Origin of the sequence: Cupriavidus agavae (genome assembly GCF_004217045.1) — a bacterium.
GTDB lineage: Bacteria > Pseudomonadota > Gammaproteobacteria > Burkholderiales > Burkholderiaceae > Cupriavidus > Cupriavidus agavae.
In genome coordinates this window covers 13964-35611 of the sequence record NZ_SGXM01000006.1, presented here as the reverse complement: position 1 = coordinate 35611, position 21648 = coordinate 13964, and the positions used below count along the sequence as shown (strand labels likewise).

Genomic DNA, 21648 nt, shown 5'->3' with positions numbered 1-21648 from the left:
ATGCAGATAGCTACCCGACGCTGGACCACGTCGGTCGGACTCCTATGCGAGACCGGCTTCGATTAGGAAGCGGGATGTTGGATTTTTCCTGGCGGTCGACAGAATCATGATCCGTCGAGCACGAGTGGCCGCAACGTAGAAAAGCCTTCGCTCTTCCGTTTCTGTACTTCCATCGTCTGGAATGACCGATTCTTCCAACCTGATGAGTGCGGTGCGATCCCATTCCAGGCCCTTCGACGAGTGGAAGGTAGTGAGGACTATCGCGTCGGCCGCGGCTTCGTTGTTCTTGCGCCTGAGAAAGTCCAATCTGTCGGAAAACTGTCCATGAAGGCGCGACAGTACATCGTAGGTGGTGTTGATCGATCTTTTTCCTTGATCGCTACTAGCCCACTTCAGCATCCACTCGTGAACACCATCCAGCACCAGTGCATGGAAGGTTCGCGCGCAAAGGGATCGCCACTCGGTCAAGCGTTTGTTCAGATCGAAGTACTTGATTGCGGCATCCTCGCCGAGGCCGGCTGAGAGCAGTTCCTTCTTTGTCAAACGCAAGGGGATCATCGATGGTGCATTGATCCCCTGAATGACCTGCAGATCGACCATCCCGATTCCTGCGAATCCGAGGACGGAGTCGAGACCAGCCGTTCCGGCATGCTCTACAAGCTCAAGAAGGTTTCCAAAAAGAGCGGACTCTGGCCGATCAAGAATTGAGCGGCCCGCGGCGCGGTGATACTTGACGCCCTGGGATCGGCATACCGCCTCGACCGGGTCTAAAATTCGGTTTGTACGAGCCAGTATGGCGGCGCTTTCGCCGGCGCGGATCCCAGTCGCCATAGCTTCCACCGCTGCAACCGCTTCCTTGTACTCATCATCATGCCGAAGGAACCGAACCTCACCTCCTGGTCCTTTGAACGCCGTAAGCTCCTTCACTATTCGGTCCCGGTTGTTGCGGATGACCTTGCCGGCAACCGAGAGAATCTCCGAGTGCGAGCGATAGTTGATCCCGAGCACGATTTGACGTGCCTCGAACTCCCTTACGAATGCGTCAATTCCTGTTTTGCCCAATGCAGAGCGGAAGCAAAAGATGGTCTGATCGTCGTCGGCCACCACGACAGTTGCAGCGCCGGCGCGTGCATGTATGCTGGTCCACTCGGTCTGTAAGTGATCCGAATCCTGGAATTCATCAACCAACAACGCATCCACTGCGAATGGTTTGATAGTACCGTCACGCATCCCAAGGACGGCGTGGCGCATGAGGTCCTGAAAATCAAGCCGACCATTGCGCTCAAGAGCTTGCTGATACCCGGCATAGAGTCGGCCTTCGACCGTGTCGGCGGACGGATTGCTTAGCTGCGTTTTACATCTCTCGATCGCCGACACCGCATCTTCCAGTTTCCACTCAAGGGCCATTTCCTGTAACAGCTGAAGCACGATTGCCGCGCGCTCGCCTTCGGTCGCGATGTCCGGTCTCTTGTTCGCGGCAAAGGATAGCTGCTTGTAGGCCAATGAATGGAAGGTGCCGGCGATTAGACGCTTCTTCGCCGATGGACCCGCCAGCGCCAAGATTCGGTCGCGCAGCTCGATTGCAGCATCCTTGCTGAAGGTGACAGCTCCGACAGTCTTGATCGGATCGCTGAGGAGCAAGGCAGCCTTGGCTGCGATCGTCGCCGTCTTTCCGGCCCCGGGCACCGCGACGGCAACGCAGTGTTCGCGGCATTCCACCACCTCACGTTGCGAGGGATTCAGTTTTGCGAGGGCTTCGGCGAGGGACATAGCACTGGATCAGATGCAGCCGTTTGGCTAGGACGTTCAAACGTGGTCCCGTCGCGAGGGCCCAGGTGCCAGCACGTGGCAGCAATTGCCACGAGTGTCCCTCGGTGCATCTGCCACAATGTGCCATTGCGACGGACATGGCCCGACCCACTAGGACCACGATTGAGCAGGGGTTAAATCAATGTGCCACCTAGTGGCATCAAGACCGAACAGGGCTCGGCAGGGCGGACCTGATGCCACTACAACTGCGCGACGACTAGATGCCTCGCACAGTCGTCATCAATTTCAGATGCGTGGTATAGCTGCGCAGGCCAAGCGGCTGGAACTTGCGCAGGAAGCGCGACACTTCTTCATTCACGTCGCTCTGGTCCCGGATGCCGTTCCAAACCATGAAGTCGAACTGATCCATTGTCTGGTCGAACTTGATCAGGACCTGCAGTGCGCGTACGGCGAATCGCGAGTAAGCCTGGACCTCAAGCGAGAGTGACGGACGCTGGATCGTGGGCGCGAAGACGATTTCCCCGGCGGCTCGCATTTCGGCCTCGCGTTGTTCACGATATGCTTTGGCGACACGCACTTGCTCGTCTACGTAGTCTTCGAGCTTGGAGAGCTCTCGTTCCAGAAACGTTTCGAGCGTGGACAGCTCGGCGCGAGTGAAGGTGTTCTGGCCGAAGCGTTGCAGGTTCAACGACATCCGGTTCATGTACGGCCACCATTGCTCGAAAAGCGGGCGCAGGCGAGTGTGATTCAGCTTCAGTGCGACGGACACCACCGCGGCACCGGCCAGTTCGCGATCCAGGATCTGCATCCCCAGCTCGCGGCGCCGGCGGATGATGGCCTGGCGTTGCTCCGGTTGCAGTTCGCGGAACAGCTTGCGCGTACGCTCGACTTCGGCCTTGCGCTGTTCGTGGTCGGCGTTCGAGATCAACCCTTCGCTGCGCAGTGCGTCGGCCGAAGCCTCCATTTCGTTGAGCTCGTGCTCGACATCGCCCGTGCTATCAATGGTGCCGAGCGTCGTCGGGGCCGCAGCAGCCGGGGCGTCCGTAGCATCCGGGATGCCTTCGTCAGCGGGGATCAGGTCGGTCGTGGTCATGATTTCTCCATTGGGGGAGGCCGTTTGTGACCTCGTCATAAGTGGGGTGGCCGGCCTATTTGCCGACATGGAACGACGCCGCGAGGCGCCAGCAGAGCAGGCCCACCAGGCAGACGACATACGTCCACCAGTTGGCGAACAAGGAAAATGGCAGCAGCAGCGCAGATGCGCCGATGCCAAAGCTGAGCATCAGGCCGTGGGCGGCCACGTGGAAGGACACGGGATTTGCAAATCCGGCGCTGGCCGCGCGAATTTTCCGAGAGACGGAGCCATCGTTGAAGACGGCCACGACAAGCACCGCCGCGCCGAAGAGCCAGTGATGTGCGACCGCGGCGCGATATAGCGCTCGGTAGATCGTTAGCCAGAAATGCTGCATCCATTCGCGCCCCAATTCTGCCGCGCCGCCATCGGAGAACGCAGTAGGCGAGTCGGAGCCGGAGAACGATGCCTTCACCGCACCGGACGCGATGAACCAGTCATGGAAGCGAGTGTTCGCCAGCGAGACAGCATTCCCCGCCTCCTGCGGGCCCAGGACGCGCTCGGCCGAAGCCTGCTCGGCTTCGCTGATCTCGAACGCTGCCTTATCTTGGATGAATGGCGCGAGCGTGCAGATCATCAATGGGGAAATGATGAGCCACAGACGGACGTGGGAAGCGAATCGACTACCGGCCATATGTCAGATCCAACGTAGCGCCAGCAAGATGGGAAAGCTTGGAATCGCTGCCAAGCCGGCCCAAAAGACCAGCGGCCTGGTCACGGAGATCTTCACCAGAGCGAAGCACGCCGTCCCGACGCCGTGCGTGAATGCTTCAGGCACTTTGGCGTCAGGCTCAGGCGGTGCTGTCAGCCATTCCTGCATGGCAAGCGCGAGTGCCGAATCGACGCCGCACAAGCGGGCGGCCAAGTGAGCGGGAACACGGCGGAGCAAGAGCGCAGCACGGCGCGCGTCAGTGTGCAAAGTTTCCAGCGACATCGTAGTTCTCGAAGTAGCGGGTGAAGGCGTAGCCGGTGAGTACCCGAGCAGCCAACTGGAATGCCGCGCATCGTTGGGAAATCTCTCCTGGGACGGGCTCGTCCACGACCTGACAGATATAGCCGGCTAGTTGCCGCTGCTCGAACGCAGGGATCGACTCGTGGAACGGATACCAGACGTTGTATTTCTCGCCCTTGAAGGCGGCATAGCGCTTGGTGTAGAGGTCATGCGCGCGTGAAAAGAGTCCCTTCATAAACGCGACACTCGGATCGCCGTGCTTGCGGGCGGCACGCCAGGCGGCGATCCCGTCGGTCAGCATCTCCTTGACGAGCGGTTCATCACGAACGCGGAAGTTGGCCCCCACGTAGTCGACCACGCGTGCGCAGATCTCGTCGAGGTCGGGGGAAAGGGTGAACACGGGCGAGAGCTTCGCCGACAGATTGTGTTGCTTGATAACTTCGCGGAACAGGCTGCTGCGCATGGATGGTTAGTCCTGAATGATTGGAATACGACCTTGGTAGACGGCGCCACCGGAGATTCGCAGGAAGTACTGGAGGTTCGGCAGTTGCATGACCAGGTCATGCGGAATCAAGGGAACCTTCTCGAGCTGAGCCGAGCGGGAGACCGAGCCGCTGAACTCGCCCACGTGGGCTTCCGTGCCAGTGCTCGTGCTGCTGGAGATCACCAGGTTCCGGATCGCCGTCGTTCCAGCCTTTTCGGCAAACCATTGGGCTGTGTCGATGTCTTCCAAGCGTAAGACCATCTGGTTGTTCAAATTGCCCAAAACCTGCTGCATTTTGGCCACGTTTCCGAGTTTGGCCGTGAAGTCAGACCGCGTCTGGTAGGCAATGAACGCCTTGAAGCCAGCGCCGCGGCCCTTATTGAGCAACTGCAGCAGCTGCTCGTTAATCGCCTCCGCGGCCTCATCGACCACGAGCACGATCTCGGGCGGCTTGGCGTAGAAGTTGTAGATGGCGCCAGCGACCGACGCGATGTCGGCGAGCAGCATCGACATGACAGCCTGCGCGACCATCGAGTTGGAGAGCGAATCCGCGCCGACGAACAGCACCGCCTTCTGCTTGATGACCTTGTCGATATCCCAGATCTCGCGGTCGTCGTCGAAATCGTCCGCCTTGGGCGCGAGCATCAGGCCGGTTTCGCCCGTTGCCAGCATCTGCAGAAGGGGCAGGGCGGACGCAATGATCCGGCCGTAGTGATCCCGGTCGTGCTGGAACGTCGAGATCAAGCCATCGATCGATTCATGTCCGCGCCCGACATTCGCGAAGCGTTCGATGTATAGGCGCGCCATGGCGTCCAGCCGCGTTCCCCCAGCCCGTTGGCCGACCTGCTGCATGTATCCAGCGACTTCCGCATCCCAGTCGGCCATGCCGGCTTCGGGAAAGAAGCGTTGAAGGGCTCGCTCGAGCAGATTGTTGATCCCGTTCTGCGCATACTGCAGGATCGAGCGTAGGTTCGGCTTGTCGCCCACGTATAGCTCGCCCTTGACCGAGCGGTCGATGAACAGGAATGCGAACTGGCGGAACGGACCTTCTTCCATCAGTTGCGCAATGCGCGTTGGGATTTCCGACGGCTGCGACCAGTTCTCGAGCGGGTTCAGGCGGATCGATTGTGACGGGGCCGCCTGTTTCCAATACAGGAACTTTCGACCGGTGCGTTCGCACTCTCGCTTGCATCTTGCAACCCAATCGGGATCGTTCTTGGGGTCCAAAATGATCAAAACATCACTTTTGTTATGAATCACTTGGGTGGAAATCAGTTCAAAAGTGCGCGTCTTGCCCGATCCGGTCGTACCACTGATCGAGGTGTGACCGCCCATGGCCTTGTAGTGGAAGGGGACCGGCCGCTTCTTGGCTTCGAGACCAGCAATCCACGGCTTGCCCTGGGGAGAACGGTCGGTAATGCTGCCAGCCGGCGAAAATGCCTTCTCGATTGCGCGGACGGTCTTGGTCGGGAGCCACTTGGGCAAGCCCGGAATGTCCGTCGAGGGCATGCGGAGAATGTCGTGCGCGAGCTGACAATGCTTCTGGGTCCATTCGTAGCCCGTCCCGAGGTACATCGCGTCCGCATCCTTGTCCGGCGAGCGCAAGCGCCGGCTCGCCTCGAGCAGACCGTCAATCTTGACGACGGTCAGCCATTTCGTCGAAATGGCCAGCCTGAACTTGAGTGCGCGCCAAACCTGCGCAGAGCGAAAGAGCAGGGCGCCCAGGCACAAAAGCGAGAAGCAGCCGGCGTGCGGCATGCCGCTCACCAGTATCAGCAGCCCTGCCAGGATCCAGCCGATGGCGGCGCGGAACTCGTAGATCGGCCGGAAATGATTGACGTAGTGGTTCATCATGCCGTGGCCTCCGGCGCGATCAGGCTGCCCACCTCATCGACCAACAAAATGCTCTGACCGTCGACTTTGTAGAGGTGCTTGCCTTTGCGCAGATGCTCGACCAAAGTGTCCGAAGCGAGGCCATAGTTTCCGAGCATGCGCTTGCTGATCGCGACCTTGCCGTCGATACGGCTGATCTTCGCCTTGCCGGCGGCCACGTCCTGGGCCAGCGCCTTGAAGAACTCGCGCATCAGGTTCGACGTCCCCGCCAACGACTTGAAGGGATCGTCGGCGGCAGGCTCCTTACGCAGGGAACGGGCGCCGTCGAGCTGCACCACGTCGCGTGAGGTTGCGATGCCGACCTGGGGAGCGCCATTGCTGGGTTCTTTGGGGTCTGTCGCCTGCGTTTGCGCATCCAATGCAGGCGCGGTAACGGGGGCTGCGGGGGCGGCCGCCGCATTCGTCGGCTGGCCAACCGCCTTTTCCAACATCTCGGCTTTTGGAGCGGGCGTTGTATCAGCTGCAAACTCGGCCTTGCGTGCCTTGACCTCGAACTGGGTCAGGGTATCGATCGCTTGGCGGACAACCTTGTGCAACAGCGACTCCAACCCAGTCGGCCGCGGATCGGGATTGATGGCACCAAAGAGGTCAGTGAGAACCTGGCTATCGAAGGCGCTCAGCCGGTCGCTGCCAAGGATCTCGCGGGCAAGCAGCGCGGTACGCATGCGCTCGAGCGGTTGAGCGGCTTCTCGTCGCGATACCCGATAGGTGCTGGCACCGAGCCACGCACCGAACGGACCATGGGCAGCAGGGATCCATTCGGCGCCATCACTGTCGCGATGGAACTGGAAGTGCCGGCAGGGTTCGTCCAGCCGCGAGCAGCAGGCGGCGAGGAACAGCGCGTAGAGGTATTGCGGCTCGAGCGCCCGGCGACGCTCGGACGGCAGGTCCGCGCCAAACTTTTGCGCGCCGGAGAGCCGCATGGCGAAGTAGGCGGCTTCGATCGTTGCCCGGAAGGCTCCGCCCGGCTCGGCATGCTCGACAGGACGCAGAGGCATGGTCGAGAACCAGTCCGCACACCGGGTCAGGACGCTGAGCCACTTCGCGTCGAACGCCTGCGCAGATGTTTCGTTGGCGTATTGCCGGATCAGCGCAATGCGGCTCGCATGCACCGAGAGCAGTTCGGTAGCCGTCAGGGGATGATGGGTATGCGTGCTCATTTGCTCTTGGCGAGGAACTTGCCGATTCCGCCGGCGGCCTTCAGGCCGACCCGCATGACGCCGCCACCGCTGATGCCACCGCCCGAACCAAAGATTGCGCCGGCAATCTTGGGCAGCTCGAAAGCGACCAGAATCATGAACAATGCAACGCTCATGGCGTAAGCTGCCCCGGAAAGGGTGGCGGTGCCGACGCTCTGCTGCTCCGAGAGTGTCGATACCAGCGCGCTAGAGACAAGGCGAGCCATGATGGCCGCGACGACCGAGTACATCGAGGCGCCGATCATGAAGTCGAGCCAAGAAGTGAAGTACCGACGGCTGTAGTCCGAGAACCCCAGCGCCACGGCGATGGGACCGATGACGATTCCAATGGCTGCGGCAATCTCGCCCAAGGCAATGAAGAAGGTGTAGAGCATCGATGCAATGGCGCACAGGACAAACGCTGCCACCAGAAGAATCCCGGCAAAGAGAATCTTCAGCACATCGCTAATCCCGCTTGCCGCCTTCATCGATTCCAGGTACGAGTCAATGAAGCCGGCACCGACGGAAGCCAACGTCATCGCCGGCGTCATCGCTTGTGTGCCCGCAACCTTGTCGGCCAATTTTTGGAAATACTCGTAGATGCCGGGCCCGAACTTGTCGTAGCCGGTGTAGAGCGAAGCGAAGATGCCGAGCATCAACAGCGTCTCGAACACCTCTGTCCAGGCGGAGACGGGGTCCGAGGTGGCGGCAAAGCGGATGCCCGCGAGCGTCAACGTCACCACCGCGAGACCAAAGGCGATCTTGTCGGCTTCTGACGTGAGAGACCGACTTAACGTTGTCGCACCGCCGATCAGACCGGTTCGGAACGATTCGAACTGATTGAGCCAGCTCTTGAGCGACTCTCCGATCGACCCCGGCTGAGCGAAAAGACCCGTTTGGCCTTGACCCTCGGCCGGCGATGGTTGTGCCGTCTCAGTCCCCGTTGCAGGGCCGGAAGCTTGCGCGAATGCACCTGGCGAGTGCAACACCAGAGCTGTCAGCAGCAGGAGGATAAAACGGGCGATCCGCATCATTTCCACCGCTCAGTTAGCCTGAAGCTTGCGCGAGAAGACGCGGGCGCGCAGGTTCTTCAACTCCTCGTCCTGCACGCCGGCCATCGAGCGCATCGCGTCGGCGCTCTGCGTCTCCTTGGCCACGGTCTGTTGGTCGCGGTCGGCATCGGCCTGTGCCCGCACGCTCATCAGTTGCAGCAGGTCGGAGTTCTGACTGGCGAGCACATCGAGCATCTGATTCGTCGTCTGCGCGGCCGCCTGTGCCGTCGGTGAAAGCTTGATCTGCGACTGAATCTTCTCGCGACGCTTGGCGACCGATTGCGTGTTCTTGAAGATCTGCTCGCCCAGGCTGAACAGCGCCTTCGCGGTCTTGTCGCCATTGGTCAGCAGCGAGCGCTGATCTTCGAACCACTGTTCCTTGGTCTTGCCCGAGGACACGACCATGCTCTGAATCTTCTTCAGGTAGTCGGCGTTATCGGCCACGGTGCCATACAGGTCCTTGAGCGTGGTGCCATAGACCTCGTATTTGCCAATCTCGTCCTTGATGCTGTTGAACTGCTCCATGATGGCCTCCGGATCGAGTCCCGTGGCCTGCAGCAGCTGATTCGCCATCATCTGGTACTGGTAGACGATGTTGGTGTTTTCGTACACCTCGGACTTGATGGACTGCAGCGCCGAGATCGTGGTCTGCACGAGGCCCACCCAGTCGGTGACCGGCAGGGCGGCGTGAGCGGGGGCGGCGCCGAGGACGGACGCGGCGACTGCGAGGTTGGCAATCCACTTCTTCACTTTCTATCTCCCTGTTTAGGCTGCGCGCGCGAGCATTTCGCGCACATAGCGGTCCTGCCAGTCGGGCTCGCCCGACGCGTAGTGTTGGTCACAGATGGACTGCGCGACCCCGTCGGAGCGGAGCATCGACACCATCTCGTCGTTGAAGGCCGTCTGGAGCATTCGCGTCTGCACGTTGGTGATCCAGAGGTAGTCACGGTTGGGGACCGCGTCGGAAATCATCTGGACCTGGTCGTCCGTCAAGCCAAACTTTTCCTTGTAGAGGTCGGGCGTTGTCTTGGCCTGGCTGTTCGGCAGGTAGATCCAGTTCGCGATGTTTTCCTTCAGAATCTCGAAGTTCGCCACACGGGCGATCTGCCGCAGAGACTGCGTGGCCGCCCAGATCGAGCCATTGAGCTTCCGAATGGTGGTGATCCAGTCCTCGAAGCGCTTGTAGAAGCGCTCGTTCTGGAAGAAGAACCCGCATTCCTCGACCTCGATCACCGTGTAGCGGATGCCGTCCATCGACTGGCTGATCCGGTAGAACGCGTAGTCCGTGAATAGCGCGGCTGCGCGGGGAAACTTCTGGAAAAGCTCGCCGCACTCGATGCAAAGGTTGTCGCTCACCGCAAAAGCATCTTCAATGTGGTCGAAGAAGTGCCCGTACTGGCCGCCCACGAGCCAGATCTGCAGCCGCTCGCGCAGATCGGCGTGGAGCATGGTGGAGAGCGCGCTGAGGGTCCACCGCTCGCGCGGGTAGCTGGCGAGCAGCTTCACCGCCTCGAACATGTCCTGCTTCTGCTGCGGAGCCAGCGAGAAATCGTCGTCCTCGAGCGCCAGCGTCAGCCATTCGGTGACGTAGGTGAAGCTGCCCGGGTCGGCGAGCAGCGAAAGCGGATTGACGGGCGTGCTCGCCTGGAACTTGCCCGTCACGTCGATGAATGCGCCGCCGCTCAGGAGCGTGGGGATACGCGTAGAGCGATCCTTGTCGAAGCGGATGCGGCGGGCTTTGTGCCGGTCGGCCTGCGAAACCAGGAAGTTCAGCATCACCGACTTGCCCGCGCCGATGGGGCCAATGACGAACAGGTGGCCATTGCCGCCCGGCTGGTGCATATCGACCCGCTGCCCCGTGCGGTGGCGCGTCGGCAGGCAGGTGAGCGGCGGCACCTCGGTCCCGGTCTTCTCGGAAAGCCATGCGTTCCGGATCGGGCCTTCCAGGACCGAGCGAACCGGGGCGATATCGGACACTGCAGGGGTCTCCACGAACTGGAGGCGCCGCTGTCGATCCCAGCGGCCGGGGAGGGTGCTGTTCCAGGCCGCCATCAGGTTCGTTTTTTCCCGAATCGCCCCGAAACCGGCGTTGGTCAGCGTCCCGACCACCTCGCTCACCGCGTCTTCCACCTCTGCTTCCGTGTCGGCGTAGATGACGATCGAGATGTTGGCGAAGCCGTGCTGCACGCCCTCTGCGGTCAAGCGCTTGAGCGCCTTGCCGGCTTCTTTGGCCAGTTCCTCCCGGCCCTCGTCGTTCTCGTTCTCTTCCTTCGAGACGTACTGCTGGACCATCGACCGAAGATTGACGGCAGCCATCTTGTAGAAGCGGCGAACTTTCTCGATGTAAGCGGTGGCGCGGGCCGTGTCCAGAAAGCGGTACATGATGCAGATGTCCAACTCGGCATCGACCTGCAGCAGGCTGTCGAGCGCAGCCTCCTGGAAGCTCATCCATTCTTTGACCGCCACTACCGCGGCATAGCGCTTGCCGTGCGCGGACTCGAACAGCAGCCGCTCGGACCCGACCGTAATCTCGGATTCGCTCAAGTGGGTGTCGAGCATCGTGACCGGGAAGCGGATGCGCCGCTTGGGAACGCTTGGATTGGCGGCCTGATGCAACGCCGCGTAGCTTTCCTGCATTGCCAGACGCGTCGGCTTGATGCGCGGAATGCCGCCGGTGAAGGCGTCCAGCATCGCTTCGAAGCGTCGCGTATCCGAGCGGATCTTTTCCATGTCGAATGCGAAGGCGCTACGTGCGAGGACGGTGTCCTTGGTGGCCTCCAGCAGCGCCGCGAAGATCGGCTTGCCGCCCACGGTCATGTGGTGGCCGATCTTTTCGAAGAATTTGGCGACGCCGGTCTCCGGCGTGTAGGCGATGTTCAGTGAATGGGCGTTCCGGTAATACCGGCCCGTGGTCATGTGCGCCCGGTTCAGGGCGTCGAGCCGCGCATCCGTTGCGTTGCTGAACTCGCCCTCCACGTACCCCTTGGTACGCCGGTGCGTCAGCCGCCACCATGCCGTGATGCGGTTGTCGAAGGAGCGACACGCCTGATCGAGCTGGTCGCGTGCGGAGGTGATATCGCTCGCATCCGCGCTGTCCGCATCCACGCCTCGAAACTCGTAGGTCGCAAGCAGCGAACCGTCCTTGTTAAGGATCAGTTCCGGCGTGATCGAGGTCAGCCACGGTGTGATCTCCGCCAGCGGGCGTCGCTTCAGTTTCAGCATGGCAGGTCGCTGTCGAATCCGTAGGGCCGGCGGAATACCGCGTGAGACTTTCCGTGCCACGGTAGCGACTCGTACAGGTCGCCGTACTGGTTGTAGACGTTGAGGATCTGGTTCCACCACGGATCACGGCTGGTCAGCCACGCCAGCAAGGCATGACTGCACAGGCCGTACACAAAGACGGCCGCGGGGATCTGCCAGCCGCTTCGATAAGTGACGTAGATCAGCAGGGCGACAATCGTGCCGTTTGCGATCGCAAGGCCCCGTACGGCGCCTGCGATCAGGCGCGGCATGGACAAGCCGATGCTCACGTGGTGCTTGCGCATGTCAGAACCCGGTGCAGGAGGCGATCAGGCCCAGCGACTTGAGGATGGAGGGGGCGGCCGCGGCCAGGCCGACGCCCACGCAGGCGCCCGAGATGAACTTGGAAAGCGACGACTCGGCGTTCGCGTAGGCGTATGCGCCCAGCACGATGACGATCAGGCCGACGACGAAGAGATACTTCGTGTTGATGAAGGTGGCGATGCCGCAGATGAAATTGCCCAGATTGTTGAGAAAGGCATCGTCTGCGGCAGCAGCGGAAGTGGCCACAGCCATCATGCCGACCAGCAGGAGGGCGGACGGGGCATACTTGCGCGCCGTAGCGCGGACACGGTGGTTGAGGGTGACAGTCATTTGAGGGGAAACTCCCGGGTGGTTAAAAAACGCGTTTGATGTCGTAGTCGCCGTTGGTGAAGCCCTTGATCTCGATGATTTCCGAGACGTGGCGCATCTCGCCGGTGCGCTTCATATGCACGACGTAGTGGATGCAATCGGCGATGAGTTTGCGCATGTCATCGAGCTTCCAGCCCGATCCGGGCGGGATGCCGAGCAGCGCCATGCTTTCCAGGCGAGACAGGGCGGAGCGGGCACTGCTGGCGTGCAGCGACGCCATGCCGCCGTCGTGGCCGGTGTTCAGCGCCTGCAGCATGTCGAACGCCTCGCCAAAGCGGACCTCGCCCACGAAAATGCGGTCGGGTCGGAAGCGCAGGGCCAGGGCGACAAGGTGTTGGGTCGTCACGCCCTTGTCCTTGTTGGAGAGCAGTCGCACCAAGTTGGGTACGGCCAGCTTGAGCTCCATCGTGTCCTCGATGGTCAGGACCCGGTCCCCGGTCGGGACGCGCCCGGCGAGCGCATTGAGGAAAGTGGTCTTGCCGGAGGACGTGCCGCCGGCGACGATGATGTTCTTGCGGCGAACCATCAACTGCTCGAGCGCGCGCACCAGAGATTCGTCTTCCTCGTTGCCAAGAAAAATGGGCTCCTCCGCCTGGGTGGTCGCGTTGCGCAGGGAGAAGGCGCCCGCCTTGGCGTAGTCCTCGAGCGAAAGGTTCGTTTCCCGGTGACGTCGGATGCTAAGCGCGTGCCCGTCGATAGCAGTGGGCTGCATGACGGCCGCAATCCGCAGACCCTTGTGGCCAGCGTTGATGATGCCTTGCGAGGTGCCTCGCACCGCCGACTTCTCCACCGACGAGGCGAGCGAGCGCACCGCGCCTTCCAGCTTCATCGGGTCGAGCACGATATCGAGCTTGGACAGCACGCCCCGGCGTTCCACCCAGATACTGTCGTGCCGATTGATCATGACCTCGGCCACGTCCGCCGCATGAATGACGTCTTGCAGCGGAGACAGCGACTCGAAAAACATCGAGACCGCGCTGTCGGCGAGCTGCGTCAGCTGCAGGAGAGGGTGGTTGGTGGTGGGCGTTTCCATGCCCGCTATTGTTGGCGGGCGAGCGCGGGATGAAGGGAGTGAAAGCTATGCGATTTTCATGAGCTTTCGAGAAAGTTTGCGCCACCTGTGATCTTTGCGCGCCAGGAAGTGGGAACATGTTCCTATCAAAAACAACGAATCGCACGGTCAAAACCTGAGCTTTCGCGTTTTGGTGCCCTCCCAGCTCTGGCTCTACGACGGTGATATGGGGCTGTCGTTGGTCGGTGGCAATGGGACGTCACAAGGATGCGTGAGGTCATAACCGCTCGCAACCTGTCGAGATTGCCTCAGCCAGCTCCGCGTGGCGATCCGATGAGCCACGTCCGATGGCGGTGGAGTGCCGGCGAAGAGGCCCGCGGATCAGAAAAATGGAAAGCTCCGCAAAATGGCATAGCTTTCGCCGCGATCGCAAGGCAAATCGCTGATTCAATGGGCGGCATCCAAATGGACCGCCACAGCATGCCCTTCTTTCGCAAGTCCGCCGACAAAGCCAAGCCCCTGACCGTAGCGCCGGGGATGTATGGCAATGAGAGTCCGGAGCAAGCCATCTTTGACCGCACCACGCGTATCACCGTGGATCGCAATCATTGGAAGCTGACAACGGTCGGCCTGGGGGCGATTGCCGTGGCGGCCATTCTGACGCGCGAGCCCCCGCCGTCTGTCGTAAAGGTCGTCGGCGTCTCGTCCGACGTAACCGGCAAGCCCATTACCCGCGAGCTCGACGCCTTCCGTCCCGACGAGCGGCAGGTTCAGGCTGCGCTCAAGGATCTGGTACAGCGCTGGTTCACCATCGAGCCCATTCTCACGCCGCAGATCGAATCCTCCCGCATGGCGGCGAACCTCCGCTCGGTGCGGGAGCAGATGCTGGGGGCCGCCAAGGACCAGTTCAACGCCTGGGTGCAGGAGGATGAGCCGTTCCGCCAGGTCATGGCCTCGCCGAACCTCACCCGCGAGCCGAAGTTCATCAACATCGCGAGCCTGCCGGACAGCACGGTGGTGGTCGAATTCGTCACCACGACGACCGAAGACGGCTATAAGCCGCGCAAGCAGCGCTTCACGATCACCTTCCGGTACCAGACCAAGCCTGCAGACAAGGAAGCTGTTCTCGGTACCAATCCGTTCGGGGTGTACCCCATCTTCTTCAGCATTCAGAAATCCGCGGCTTGATCGTCGCGCATACGCCCATGGAAGCTCGTTCCTCCTCCCGCTTCATCCCCTTGGCCGTCGCCTTGTGTGTCGCGCTGCTGCTCTCGGCGCCGAAAGGTCATGCCGCCGACAAGAACGCGCGGCGTACTGGCGCAGGTATGGCGGGCCTCGGCATCGGCGACATCAGCGATGCGATGAATCCCGCCAACCCGTTCAACGGCGGCGTCGATCCTGTTGCGCTGCCTGGAGACTCTCGGCTGGTGGTCTTCACCTACAACCGCGACCAGATCTTCCGGGTGCTGAGCGCCCCTTTGAAGATCACGACGATCGAGTTTCCGGATGACGAGCAGATCGTGGGCGACCCAGCTTGGGGTGAGAACGTCCGTTGGGACTACGACACCGATGGCGCCAACCACCTCTACGTGAAGCCGCAGGCGGCGGGACTGGTCAACACGCTGTCGGTCAACACCAACAAGCGCAGCTACGAGTTCACGCTGGTGTCTTCGCCGCTCGGCGGCATCTTCTACCAGAAGGTGCGCTTCAAGATCCCAACCTCGATCTCCGCGAAGGTCAAGGCGCGCAACGACGCCCGCGCGGATGCAACAACCGACGAGGCGAAGGCGGTCGATCCGGATGGGCAGCCCAATGCGAATGCGGTAGGCGTCTCGCCCGAACGGCTCAACTTCGACTATGCGATCTCCGGCGGCGCAAGCTTCAAGCCGGATACGGCCTTCGATGATGGCAAGGCGCTCTGGCTGCGCCTGCCCAACGCCGCGTTGCAGAACTGGCCGGTAGCGCTCATCAAGGACGGCAGCGATTACGTGGTCGTGAACACCATTCGTCGCGGCGGGTACCTGGTGGTGCAACGTCTGGCCGATACGGTGTTGCTGCGATCGGGCGACGACGAAGTGAAGATTGAACGTGGCCGCCGCCGCATCCTGGGGCTCTTCTGATGCGCAGCAAGAACAAGACCGATAACGTCACCGACGTGACCGAGGCGCAGGAGCGCACCGTCAAGGGCAAGCTACCGCGCAACGTCGTACTGGCGTTGGGCGGTGTGGCGGCGTTGATGGTGGGCGCGCTGGGCTACTACTTCCAGACGGTCTCGGACGAGCAGTTCGATGCAAAGGCCGAGCAGGCGCGCGCCGATCAGATCAATCAGCGTGCGACCAACGCGGACAACGGACAGAGCCTCGAGGCTGCCATTCGTGCGCAAGCGGACAAGGCACGCGAGGAAGCGGAGAAGCAGCGCAAGCAAGCCGTGCCCACCGACACGAAGGCTCCTGTCATGACTGCCGGCGATCTTTCAAGCCCGGCGAGGGGTACGTCCGCCGCCGCCCCGGACGGCAAGAAGAATGCTGAGGATGATCTCTTTACTGCATCTGTCTTCAAGAGCGGGACGCGCAAATCGCAGGTCAACCAGACGAAGCAGCCTGCCGCCCTTGCTGACGTGACAGACCCCGCCCAGATGCGCGCGATTCAGCAGGCGGTTGCCGCGAAGGCTGCGGCAGCGAACGCTGCGGCGGCGAATCCGGAAGGCGCGCCTCAAGCGGCTTCTGCGGACAGGCAGTTCCTGCGTGACGCCGGCAGTATGAGCACGCTTCGCACGGGCTTCGACGGCAAGCTGCCCCGTTGCACGCTGAGTCGTGGCTTCATCATTCCGGCGAACTTCGCAGGCGGCCTCAATTCGGACAAGCCAGGGGAGTTCCGCGCAACCGTCTCGCAGGACGTTTATGACACGGTCAAGGGTACCTGCAAGATCATTCCCGCGGGCACGACGCTCGTGGGGATGTATAGCGCGGACATCGCGGTGGGCCAAGAGCGTATTCTGACGGCCTTCGTGCGCATGCAGCTGCCCAACGGCAAGACCGTACCGCTCATGGGCATGCAGGGCGCGGACCCGGATGGGACGGCCGGCAACACGGGCGACGTCAACAACCACTTCCTCAAGATATTCGGCGGCGCACTGGTGATCGGCGCGCTGTCGCTGCGATTCAACGACAACCCGACAACGACGACGGTCGGGCCGTCCGGCCTGGTGGCCTACGGCAACGCGGCCGGGCAGGTGGCGACGCAGACCGCGCAGACCATCCTGAACCGGAACCAGAACATCCGCCCGACAATTACGACCGAGCCTGGCCGGAAGATGATGGTTCAGGTCAAGCACGACATCGTCCTGGAGCCGTATCGTGACTAAACGGCTCACGGCGCTACTGACGCTATCCGCGTTAACGATGACCGCGCAGGCAGCCACGATCGAGGCTGTCATCAGCCCGAACGCGATTGTGGTCAAAGCGGAGGGGCAGGCCCGCGTACACACGCTGGACGGCGAGCCTGTCCTGTACTGCGGGCTGGACGCATTCCTTGGCTGGTCGGCGAGATTGCTTGGCGCGCAGATCGAACCGGGCGCCGATGATGGTCCGGTCGTGACGCTCGCCGGCAAGACGCAGCCGATCGCGCGCCTCTTCGCGCGGGAAGGCTGGCTGCGTCCCGCGGTCCTGAACGATGCGGCACAGGAAGCGCTTGCCGAGCGCAGGGGCGGGTGGGCCTGCGCGCCGAAAACTGAACCGTTCGCCCAGATGGGCAGTCGCGTCGATCCCAAGATCACGGCTGGCATTGCGATGAACGAGTCGTCGTACCGCGGCCGCCCTTGGCCCTGGACGCTCAACGTGGCCGGACGCGGCATGTTCTTCGCCACGCGCGAGGAAGCCTATGCAGCGATCAATCGACTGCTCGCGAACGAGCGCTGCGACTTCGATGTGGGTCTCATGCAGGTCAACTGGTGCTACCACGGCAAGCGCTTTGCTTCGCCCTGGGAGGCGCTTGGGCCGGCCACCAACATCCGTGTGGCCGAGGACATTCTCGCTGAGAACCTCCAGCGTAGCGGCTCGGCCATGAAAGCCGTGGCCTGGTACCACAGTGCGAATCCTGAGCGCGGTGGTCCGTACTTCTCCCGATTCATGAAACACGTCGCCCAATTCCAATGATCAGGCCGCTCATTCTCTCTGCGCTTGCGCTGGTCGCGACGCACGCGGTCGCCGCAGACACCGATCCGCTGGATTTCGACTATCAGGTGGTGGCGCGCGCCGCAGATCGACCCGCCATGGTATTCAACGATGGCCTGTCGACCTATATCCAGCCGCGTTTCGGCCAAGTGGTGCAGGCCGATGGCGCCGTCCAGAACGGTCCGTACTGGGTGATCGAAGGCGTCCCAGACATGGTCCGCTATTCGGTTAACGGCCAGCCTGTTGTCGCACGTTGGAAGCGCGCAAATGGCTTCACGTCCGAGCCAGCGAACCCCGGTGGCGACATGCCGTCAAGCCTCGCCGCGATCTCGGGCCGCCTGGCCCTGATTGGCAGCTACTCGGATATCGCGCTCGTGCGTACCGGCCGGTCCTCACTGCCGCTGGCGCAGATGATCAAGTCCATTGCGCCAAATGGCTGGAGTGGCACGGCGCAGAAAGACATTCCGCTGACGGACGATGTCTCACTGAATGTCCGGGCCGGGGAGAACTGGCTGCAGGCGCTCGCGCAGGTGCTTGAGCAGCGCAACCTGTACGCAGAAGTGGATTTCGGCCGTCGGAACGTTGCACTGCGTGCCACACCACCAAAGGCGTTCGCCGTGGAGACGGCGACGGGCGGAATGCTTCGCGCGTCGTCCACGTCTGGAACCACACCAGCAGTTGCGACGCCGGTCCCCGCCACGCGTGCTCCAGCGGTCGGAACGCCACTTCCTGAGGGTCCGACGCTGGCCTCGGCATTCAACGCCCTGGCTATCCGGGACGCCAAGAACGGTCGCATTGAAGTCCGCTTTGAGGCCGAGCCAAGAGAGATTGAAGTGCGTGATGGCGCGGGCGACAAGCTCGGTACGCGATGGGACGAGACCGAAAAGGTGCTGTCTTTCCCGACAGTCGACAGATTCACTGCGAGCAGTGGCGGCAAGCGTGTCGAAGTCGCGCGCGTGCCGGGCATCAACTTCCTGTTCCCGCGCGAGAACAGCGCTGGTCTCGAGCGCGTCTTCGAGAAGGATGGTGCCACCTACCTGAGCTTCGCTAAATCGATGGCTAGCATCTCGGTCTTCGGCGATAACCACCAGGGCAGTGGTGAGCAGAAGGATCGCTTCTACAAGTTCAACGGTGTCGCGGACCACCTGACCGTGATCGCGGACGGCAACATCCTACGTGTTGACCGGCTGCCCGAAGTTCGCTTCTACGAGCGAGCAGCCCAATGATCTCGCTTCGTCTCGGTCTCCTCATTGCCGGCACTGCGCTTTGCAGCATCGTGCGTGCGGACTGTCTGGATCAGGCGGCGGCGTTCCACCGTGTCAGCCCAACGCTGGTGCGCGGCATCGCGCAGGTCGAGTCCGGCATGCGTTCGTGGGTCACCAACACCAATACGAACGGCAGCGAAGACATTGGGCTCATGCAAATCAACTCGGTGCATCTGCCGCGCCTGGCCAAGTTCGGTATCACGCGGCAGAGCCTGTTCGATCCCTGCACCAACGCCTATGTCGGCACGTGGATCCTCGCGGACTGCCTGAGCCGCTACGGTGAGACCTGGACGGCCGTGGGCTGCTACAACGCCGGCTCGCCCGACAAGCGGCTGCGCTACGCCAACCGCGTCTATCAGAAGCTGCGATCCACCAGCAAGTAACTTATTCGAATTCCAACGGAAATCAGCCATGCACCAGTCTCGAATGCTCGCCCGGTTCTGCCGGTTCCTCTTGTCCGGCTCGGCTTCGCTCGCGCTCTGTGCGCATGCGGCCGTCCCGGCGTCCGGCCCTTTCGGCGCGGAGCCGTTTGGCAACTTCGAGCCGTCGAAGCCCTTGACGGGCGGCGGGTGGCAGGTGCTGGCAGGCGAGCGCGCGAAGGGGACCACCGTCGCGGCAAACATTCCCGCCACCACGGTCTCTCAGGCAGCTGTGGTGACCGTGCCGCAAGCGGCAACTGCAACCGTGATTCCCACGGTGGTTTTGCCAGCCTCACCGGTGCCGACGGAGCGCAGCTGGACGGTCTCGCCCGCGGACGCGAATTACCGTGTGCTGATCGAGAAGTGGGCGCGCGAAGCCGGATGGACCGCGGCCCAGTGGGAAGTTGACCAGGACGTGCCGATCGAGGCATCGGACGCGTTCTCGGGGGACTTCAAGACGGCCGTCCGTCGCGTGCTGTCCGCCACCGAGATGACCGACTACAGCCTGAAGCCCTGCTTCTACTCCAACAACTACGTGCGCGTGGTGAAGCTGACCACGAAGTGCGACCCGTCCAAGTGAGACAAGCATGAAGCTGACCCGAATCATCCGCCCCGCAACCGGCGCTGCGCTCGTTTGCTCCACCCTCGCTGGGTGCGTGTCGCCCTCGTTGCTTAAGGACGTTCAGCAGGCGACCGACGCGACAACCGCGCAGTCGGTGCAGACGACCGAAGATTTGTACGCGCGCATCCGCCGCGACCGGGCCGCAGTCGAAGCCGAGCAGGATGTGGCTCGGCCGTACCTTGCCGGCAAACGTGTGCCTGTGGCGCGCAACGTGACGCTACCTGTCGCGCTACGGGCCAACGTGGACACCCTCGTCATGTTCCCGGAGCGCTCGATGTCGCTTGCAGTGGTTGGTCAGCGCATCCAGATGGCGACCAACATCCCGGTCAAGATCGAATCGGATGTCTACCTGCCGCCGAGCCTCCTGTTGCCACGCAGTCTGGATCAGCAGGCGGCGCAGCAGCTGCGGTCGCCGACGGGGCAGGGCGCGGTGAACCCCCTCGCGCAGGGCCTCGGCCCGGCGCCCACCCTGAATGGCCCGCTGCCTGGGGCGCTGACCGCTGCTGGTGGCATGTCAGCCGCGTCGCAAGCAACGCCACTTCTCGATAACGCCCTGAATGTCGAGTTCAAGAACAGCGAGAAGATGCCGCTGGCAACTATGCTTGACACGGTGGCCACCCGCCTCGGGATCAATTGGGAGTTCAACAGCGAGAAGGGTGTCATTCGGTTCTACCGGCTGGTGACGAAGACCTGGCAGTTGCCGATGCAGGCCGGCACCAATTCCTTCACCACCGAGTTCAAGCAATCCGCACAAGGATCGAGCTCGGGCAGCACGAGCGGTGGGCAGAACAACCAGGTGGACGCGGTAGCCAAGTCCGAGATCAAGGATCAGGACGATCTGGCCGGCGTGAAGAAGAGCATCGAGCCCGCGATGACGCTGGTAGGCAATGCCGAGCTGAATCCGGCCACGGGTCTCTTGACCCTGCGAGACACCAAGGAAGCGGTCGATGCGGCGGACGAAATCGTGCGCCGCCAAGTCGCAATCTACTCGCGCATGGTGACCCTCAAGTTCCAGATGATCGACCTAACCGTGTCGGATAACGGCGAGGCGGGCGTGGACTGGAATGTCGTGCTAACCAAGGCATTGAACAATCTGCCCGGGTTCACGGCGACTGCGCTCTCGCCCGCTACGCTGGTCTCGTCGTCTGCCGGCAGCCTTGGACTGAACCTGACTTCGGGTGGCTTCAGCGGCACGCAGGCGATCGTCAACGCGCTCAAGCAGTACGGCACGGTGACGTCGAACCTGACGATCCCGGTGTCGATGCGTAACCGCCACGGGTTCCAGTACAACAACCGACGCACCTTCTCGTATGTATCCGGTACCACGCCGGCGGCATCGAGCGTGGGCGGCACGGGCGGCGTGCCGGGCATCACCACGTCGACGGCCACCGTCGGCTTCAAGCTGGCGGTCTATGCCGATGCGACCTCGCGTGATGACGTGAACCTCACCATCGCGCTGGACCAGTCCAAGCAGGACGGGCCGCTTGAGAAGTTCACGTCCGGCACGGGAGACAATCAGCAGTCGGTGCAGACCATCAACCTCGTCGGTAAGGGCATTCCCAAGCAAGACCTGATCGTGCGTAACGGCCAGACGGTGCTCATGACGGCGCTTGACCAGGACGACACGCAGAACACGCGCCGCACACTTGGCGAATCGCTCCCGATGATCCTGGGCGGATCGCAGACGGTGTCGAAGACCCGCACGTTCACGCTGCTGCTCGCCACGGTGATGGTGCAGGACCAGGGCGAGGCGAGGTAGGCCAC

21 protein-coding genes are annotated in these 21648 nt (G+C 62.1%); 8 read left to right on the top strand and 13 right to left on the bottom strand.

Annotation, left to right across the window (positions count from 1 at the left end; genetic code table 11):
• Positions 1-42 precede the first annotated feature (42 nt).
• The 13 genes from EV147_RS19130 to EV147_RS19070 form a co-directional block, all read right to left on the bottom strand.
• Positions 43-1770 (bottom strand): ATP-dependent helicase, encoded by a 1728-nt coding sequence (locus EV147_RS19130; RefSeq protein WP_130392827.1) that lies wholly within the window; start codon positions 1768-1770, stop codon positions 43-45.
• A gap of 256 nt (positions 1771-2026) precedes the next feature.
• Positions 2027-2863 (bottom strand): ATPase, encoded by an 837-nt coding sequence (locus EV147_RS19125; protein WP_130392826.1) that lies wholly within the window; start codon positions 2861-2863, stop codon positions 2027-2029.
• Positions 2864-2918: 55 nt separating this feature from the next.
• Positions 2919-3536, bottom strand: coding sequence for a DUF4400 domain-containing protein (locus tag EV147_RS19120; protein ID WP_130392825.1), 618 nt, complete (start codon positions 3534-3536; stop codon positions 2919-2921).
• Between the two features lie 3 nt (positions 3537-3539).
• On the bottom strand, positions 3540-3836 hold the full coding sequence (locus tag EV147_RS19115; RefSeq protein ID WP_130392824.1) for a hypothetical protein: 297 nt from the start codon (positions 3834-3836) through the stop codon (positions 3540-3542).
• Positions 3811-4317, bottom strand: a complete 507-nt coding sequence (locus EV147_RS19110; RefSeq protein ID WP_130392823.1) for a hypothetical protein — start codon at positions 4315-4317, stop codon at positions 3811-3813. Before EV147_RS19110 ends, EV147_RS19115 begins: the two co-directional genes overlap by 26 nt.
• Positions 4318-4323: 6 nt before the next feature.
• Positions 4324-6189 (bottom strand): conjugative transfer system coupling protein TraD, encoded by a 1866-nt coding sequence (gene traD / locus EV147_RS19105; protein ID WP_130392988.1) that lies wholly within the window; start codon positions 6187-6189, stop codon positions 4324-4326.
• Complete coding sequence (locus EV147_RS19100; protein ID WP_130392822.1) at positions 6189-7391, bottom strand: TraI domain-containing protein; 1203 nt, start codon at positions 7389-7391, stop codon at positions 6189-6191. Before EV147_RS19100 ends, traD begins: the two co-directional genes overlap by 1 nt.
• A complete protein-coding gene (locus tag EV147_RS19095) occupies positions 7388-8443 on the bottom strand; it encodes a type IV secretion system protein (protein ID WP_235844828.1) in 1056 nt (351 codons plus the stop codon). Before EV147_RS19095 ends, EV147_RS19100 begins: the two co-directional genes overlap by 4 nt.
• A gap of 9 nt (positions 8444-8452) precedes the next feature.
• Positions 8453-9211: a conjugal transfer protein TrbJ gene (locus tag EV147_RS19090; protein ID WP_130392821.1), complete on the bottom strand. Its 759-nt coding sequence runs from the start codon at positions 9209-9211 to the stop codon at positions 8453-8455.
• Positions 9212-9226: 15 nt separating this feature from the next.
• Complete coding sequence (locus EV147_RS19085; RefSeq protein WP_130392820.1) at positions 9227-11683, bottom strand: VirB4 family type IV secretion system protein; 2457 nt, start codon at positions 11681-11683, stop codon at positions 9227-9229.
• The gene (locus EV147_RS19080; protein WP_130392819.1) at positions 11677-12006 is read right to left on the bottom strand and encodes a conjugal transfer protein; all 330 of its coding nucleotides are present in this window, start codon (positions 12004-12006) and stop codon (positions 11677-11679) included. The genes EV147_RS19085 and EV147_RS19080 overlap by 7 nt, the downstream gene beginning before the upstream one ends.
• A gap of 1 nt (position 12007) precedes the next feature.
• Positions 12008-12355, bottom strand: coding sequence for a TrbC/VirB2 family protein (locus tag EV147_RS19075; RefSeq protein WP_130392818.1), 348 nt, complete (start codon positions 12353-12355; stop codon positions 12008-12010).
• Between the two features lie 22 nt (positions 12356-12377).
• On the bottom strand, positions 12378-13427 hold the full coding sequence (locus EV147_RS19070) for a CpaF family protein (protein WP_130392817.1): 1050 nt from the start codon (positions 13425-13427) through the stop codon (positions 12378-12380).
• A 459-nt stretch (positions 13428-13886) separates the two neighbouring features.
• Between EV147_RS19070 and EV147_RS19065 the strand changes: the two genes are divergently transcribed.
• From EV147_RS19065 to EV147_RS19030, 8 genes are read left to right on the top strand one after another with little or no spacing between them, the layout of a single operon-like run.
• A complete protein-coding gene (locus EV147_RS19065) occupies positions 13887-14594 on the top strand; it encodes a VirB8/TrbF family protein (RefSeq protein WP_130392986.1) in 708 nt (235 codons plus the stop codon).
• Between the two features lie 17 nt (positions 14595-14611).
• Complete coding sequence (locus tag EV147_RS19060; protein WP_130392816.1) at positions 14612-15526, top strand: TrbG/VirB9 family P-type conjugative transfer protein; 915 nt, start codon at positions 14612-14614, stop codon at positions 15524-15526.
• On the top strand, positions 15526-16770 hold the full coding sequence (locus EV147_RS19055) for a TrbI/VirB10 family protein (RefSeq protein ID WP_130392815.1): 1245 nt from the start codon (positions 15526-15528) through the stop codon (positions 16768-16770). Before EV147_RS19060 ends, EV147_RS19055 begins: the two co-directional genes overlap by 1 nt.
• Positions 16763-17560 carry a transglycosylase SLT domain-containing protein gene (locus EV147_RS19050; RefSeq protein WP_130392814.1) on the top strand — a complete coding sequence of 266 codons (798 nt, stop codon included), beginning with the start codon at positions 16763-16765 and terminating at the stop codon, positions 17558-17560. The genes EV147_RS19055 and EV147_RS19050 overlap by 8 nt, the downstream gene beginning before the upstream one ends.
• Entirely contained in the window at positions 17557-18804 is a 1248-nt protein-coding gene (locus tag EV147_RS19045; RefSeq protein ID WP_130392813.1) for a pilus assembly protein PilL, read from the top strand. Before EV147_RS19050 ends, EV147_RS19045 begins: the two co-directional genes overlap by 4 nt.
• Positions 18801-19226, top strand: coding sequence for a lytic transglycosylase domain-containing protein (locus EV147_RS19040; protein ID WP_130392812.1), 426 nt, complete (start codon positions 18801-18803; stop codon positions 19224-19226). Before EV147_RS19045 ends, EV147_RS19040 begins: the two co-directional genes overlap by 4 nt.
• A gap of 28 nt (positions 19227-19254) precedes the next feature.
• A complete protein-coding gene (locus tag EV147_RS19035) occupies positions 19255-19842 on the top strand; it encodes a toxin co-regulated pilus biosynthesis Q family protein (protein ID WP_130392811.1) in 588 nt (195 codons plus the stop codon).
• Between the two features lie 7 nt (positions 19843-19849).
• Positions 19850-21643, top strand: a complete 1794-nt coding sequence (locus EV147_RS19030; protein WP_130392810.1) for a protein PilN — start codon at positions 19850-19852, stop codon at positions 21641-21643.
• Positions 21644-21648 lie beyond the last annotated feature (5 nt).

What these genes read in the sequence shown, in the direction of transcription:
- EV147_RS19110 (WP_130392823.1), bottom strand. Translation starts at nt 4,317, where the DNA reads ATGCGCAGCAGCCTGTTCCGCGAAGTTATCAAGCAACACAATCTGTCG.
- EV147_RS19100 (WP_130392822.1), bottom strand. Translation starts at nt 7,391, where the DNA reads ATGAGCACGCATACCCATCATCCCCTGACGGCTACCGAACTGCTCTCG.
- EV147_RS19070 (WP_130392817.1), bottom strand. Translation starts at nt 13,427, where the DNA reads ATGGAAACGCCCACCACCAACCACCCTCTCCTGCAGCTGACGCAGCTC.
- EV147_RS19045 (WP_130392813.1), top strand. Translation starts at nt 17,557, where the DNA reads ATGATCAGGCCGCTCATTCTCTCTGCGCTTGCGCTGGTCGCGACGCAC.
- EV147_RS19095 (WP_235844828.1), bottom strand. Translation starts at nt 8,443, where the DNA reads ATGATGCGGATCGCCCGTTTTATCCTCCTGCTGCTGACAGCTCTGGTG.
- EV147_RS19080 (WP_130392819.1), bottom strand. Translation starts at nt 12,006, where the DNA reads ATGCGCAAGCACCACGTGAGCATCGGCTTGTCCATGCCGCGCCTGATC.
- EV147_RS19130 (WP_130392827.1), bottom strand. Translation starts at nt 1,770, where the DNA reads ATGTCCCTCGCCGAAGCCCTCGCAAAACTGAATCCCTCGCAACGTGAG.
- EV147_RS19060 (WP_130392816.1), top strand. Translation starts at nt 14,612, where the DNA reads ATGGAAGCTCGTTCCTCCTCCCGCTTCATCCCCTTGGCCGTCGCCTTG.
- EV147_RS19035 (WP_130392811.1), top strand. Translation starts at nt 19,255, where the DNA reads ATGCACCAGTCTCGAATGCTCGCCCGGTTCTGCCGGTTCCTCTTGTCC.
- traD (WP_130392988.1), bottom strand. Translation starts at nt 6,189, where the DNA reads ATGAACCACTACGTCAATCATTTCCGGCCGATCTACGAGTTCCGCGCC.
- EV147_RS19040 (WP_130392812.1), top strand. Translation starts at nt 18,801, where the DNA reads ATGATCTCGCTTCGTCTCGGTCTCCTCATTGCCGGCACTGCGCTTTGC.
- EV147_RS19085 (WP_130392820.1), bottom strand. Translation starts at nt 11,683, where the DNA reads ATGCTGAAACTGAAGCGACGCCCGCTGGCGGAGATCACACCGTGGCTG.
- EV147_RS19030 (WP_130392810.1), top strand. Translation starts at nt 19,850, where the DNA reads ATGAAGCTGACCCGAATCATCCGCCCCGCAACCGGCGCTGCGCTCGTT.
- EV147_RS19125 (WP_130392826.1), bottom strand. Translation starts at nt 2,863, where the DNA reads ATGACCACGACCGACCTGATCCCCGCTGACGAAGGCATCCCGGATGCT.
- EV147_RS19055 (WP_130392815.1), top strand. Translation starts at nt 15,526, where the DNA reads ATGCGCAGCAAGAACAAGACCGATAACGTCACCGACGTGACCGAGGCG.
- EV147_RS19115 (WP_130392824.1), bottom strand. Translation starts at nt 3,836, where the DNA reads ATGTCGCTGGAAACTTTGCACACTGACGCGCGCCGTGCTGCGCTCTTG.
- EV147_RS19065 (WP_130392986.1), top strand. Translation starts at nt 13,887, where the DNA reads ATGCCCTTCTTTCGCAAGTCCGCCGACAAAGCCAAGCCCCTGACCGTA.
- EV147_RS19120 (WP_130392825.1), bottom strand. Translation starts at nt 3,536, where the DNA reads ATGGCCGGTAGTCGATTCGCTTCCCACGTCCGTCTGTGGCTCATCATT.
- EV147_RS19075 (WP_130392818.1), bottom strand. Translation starts at nt 12,355, where the DNA reads ATGACTGTCACCCTCAACCACCGTGTCCGCGCTACGGCGCGCAAGTAT.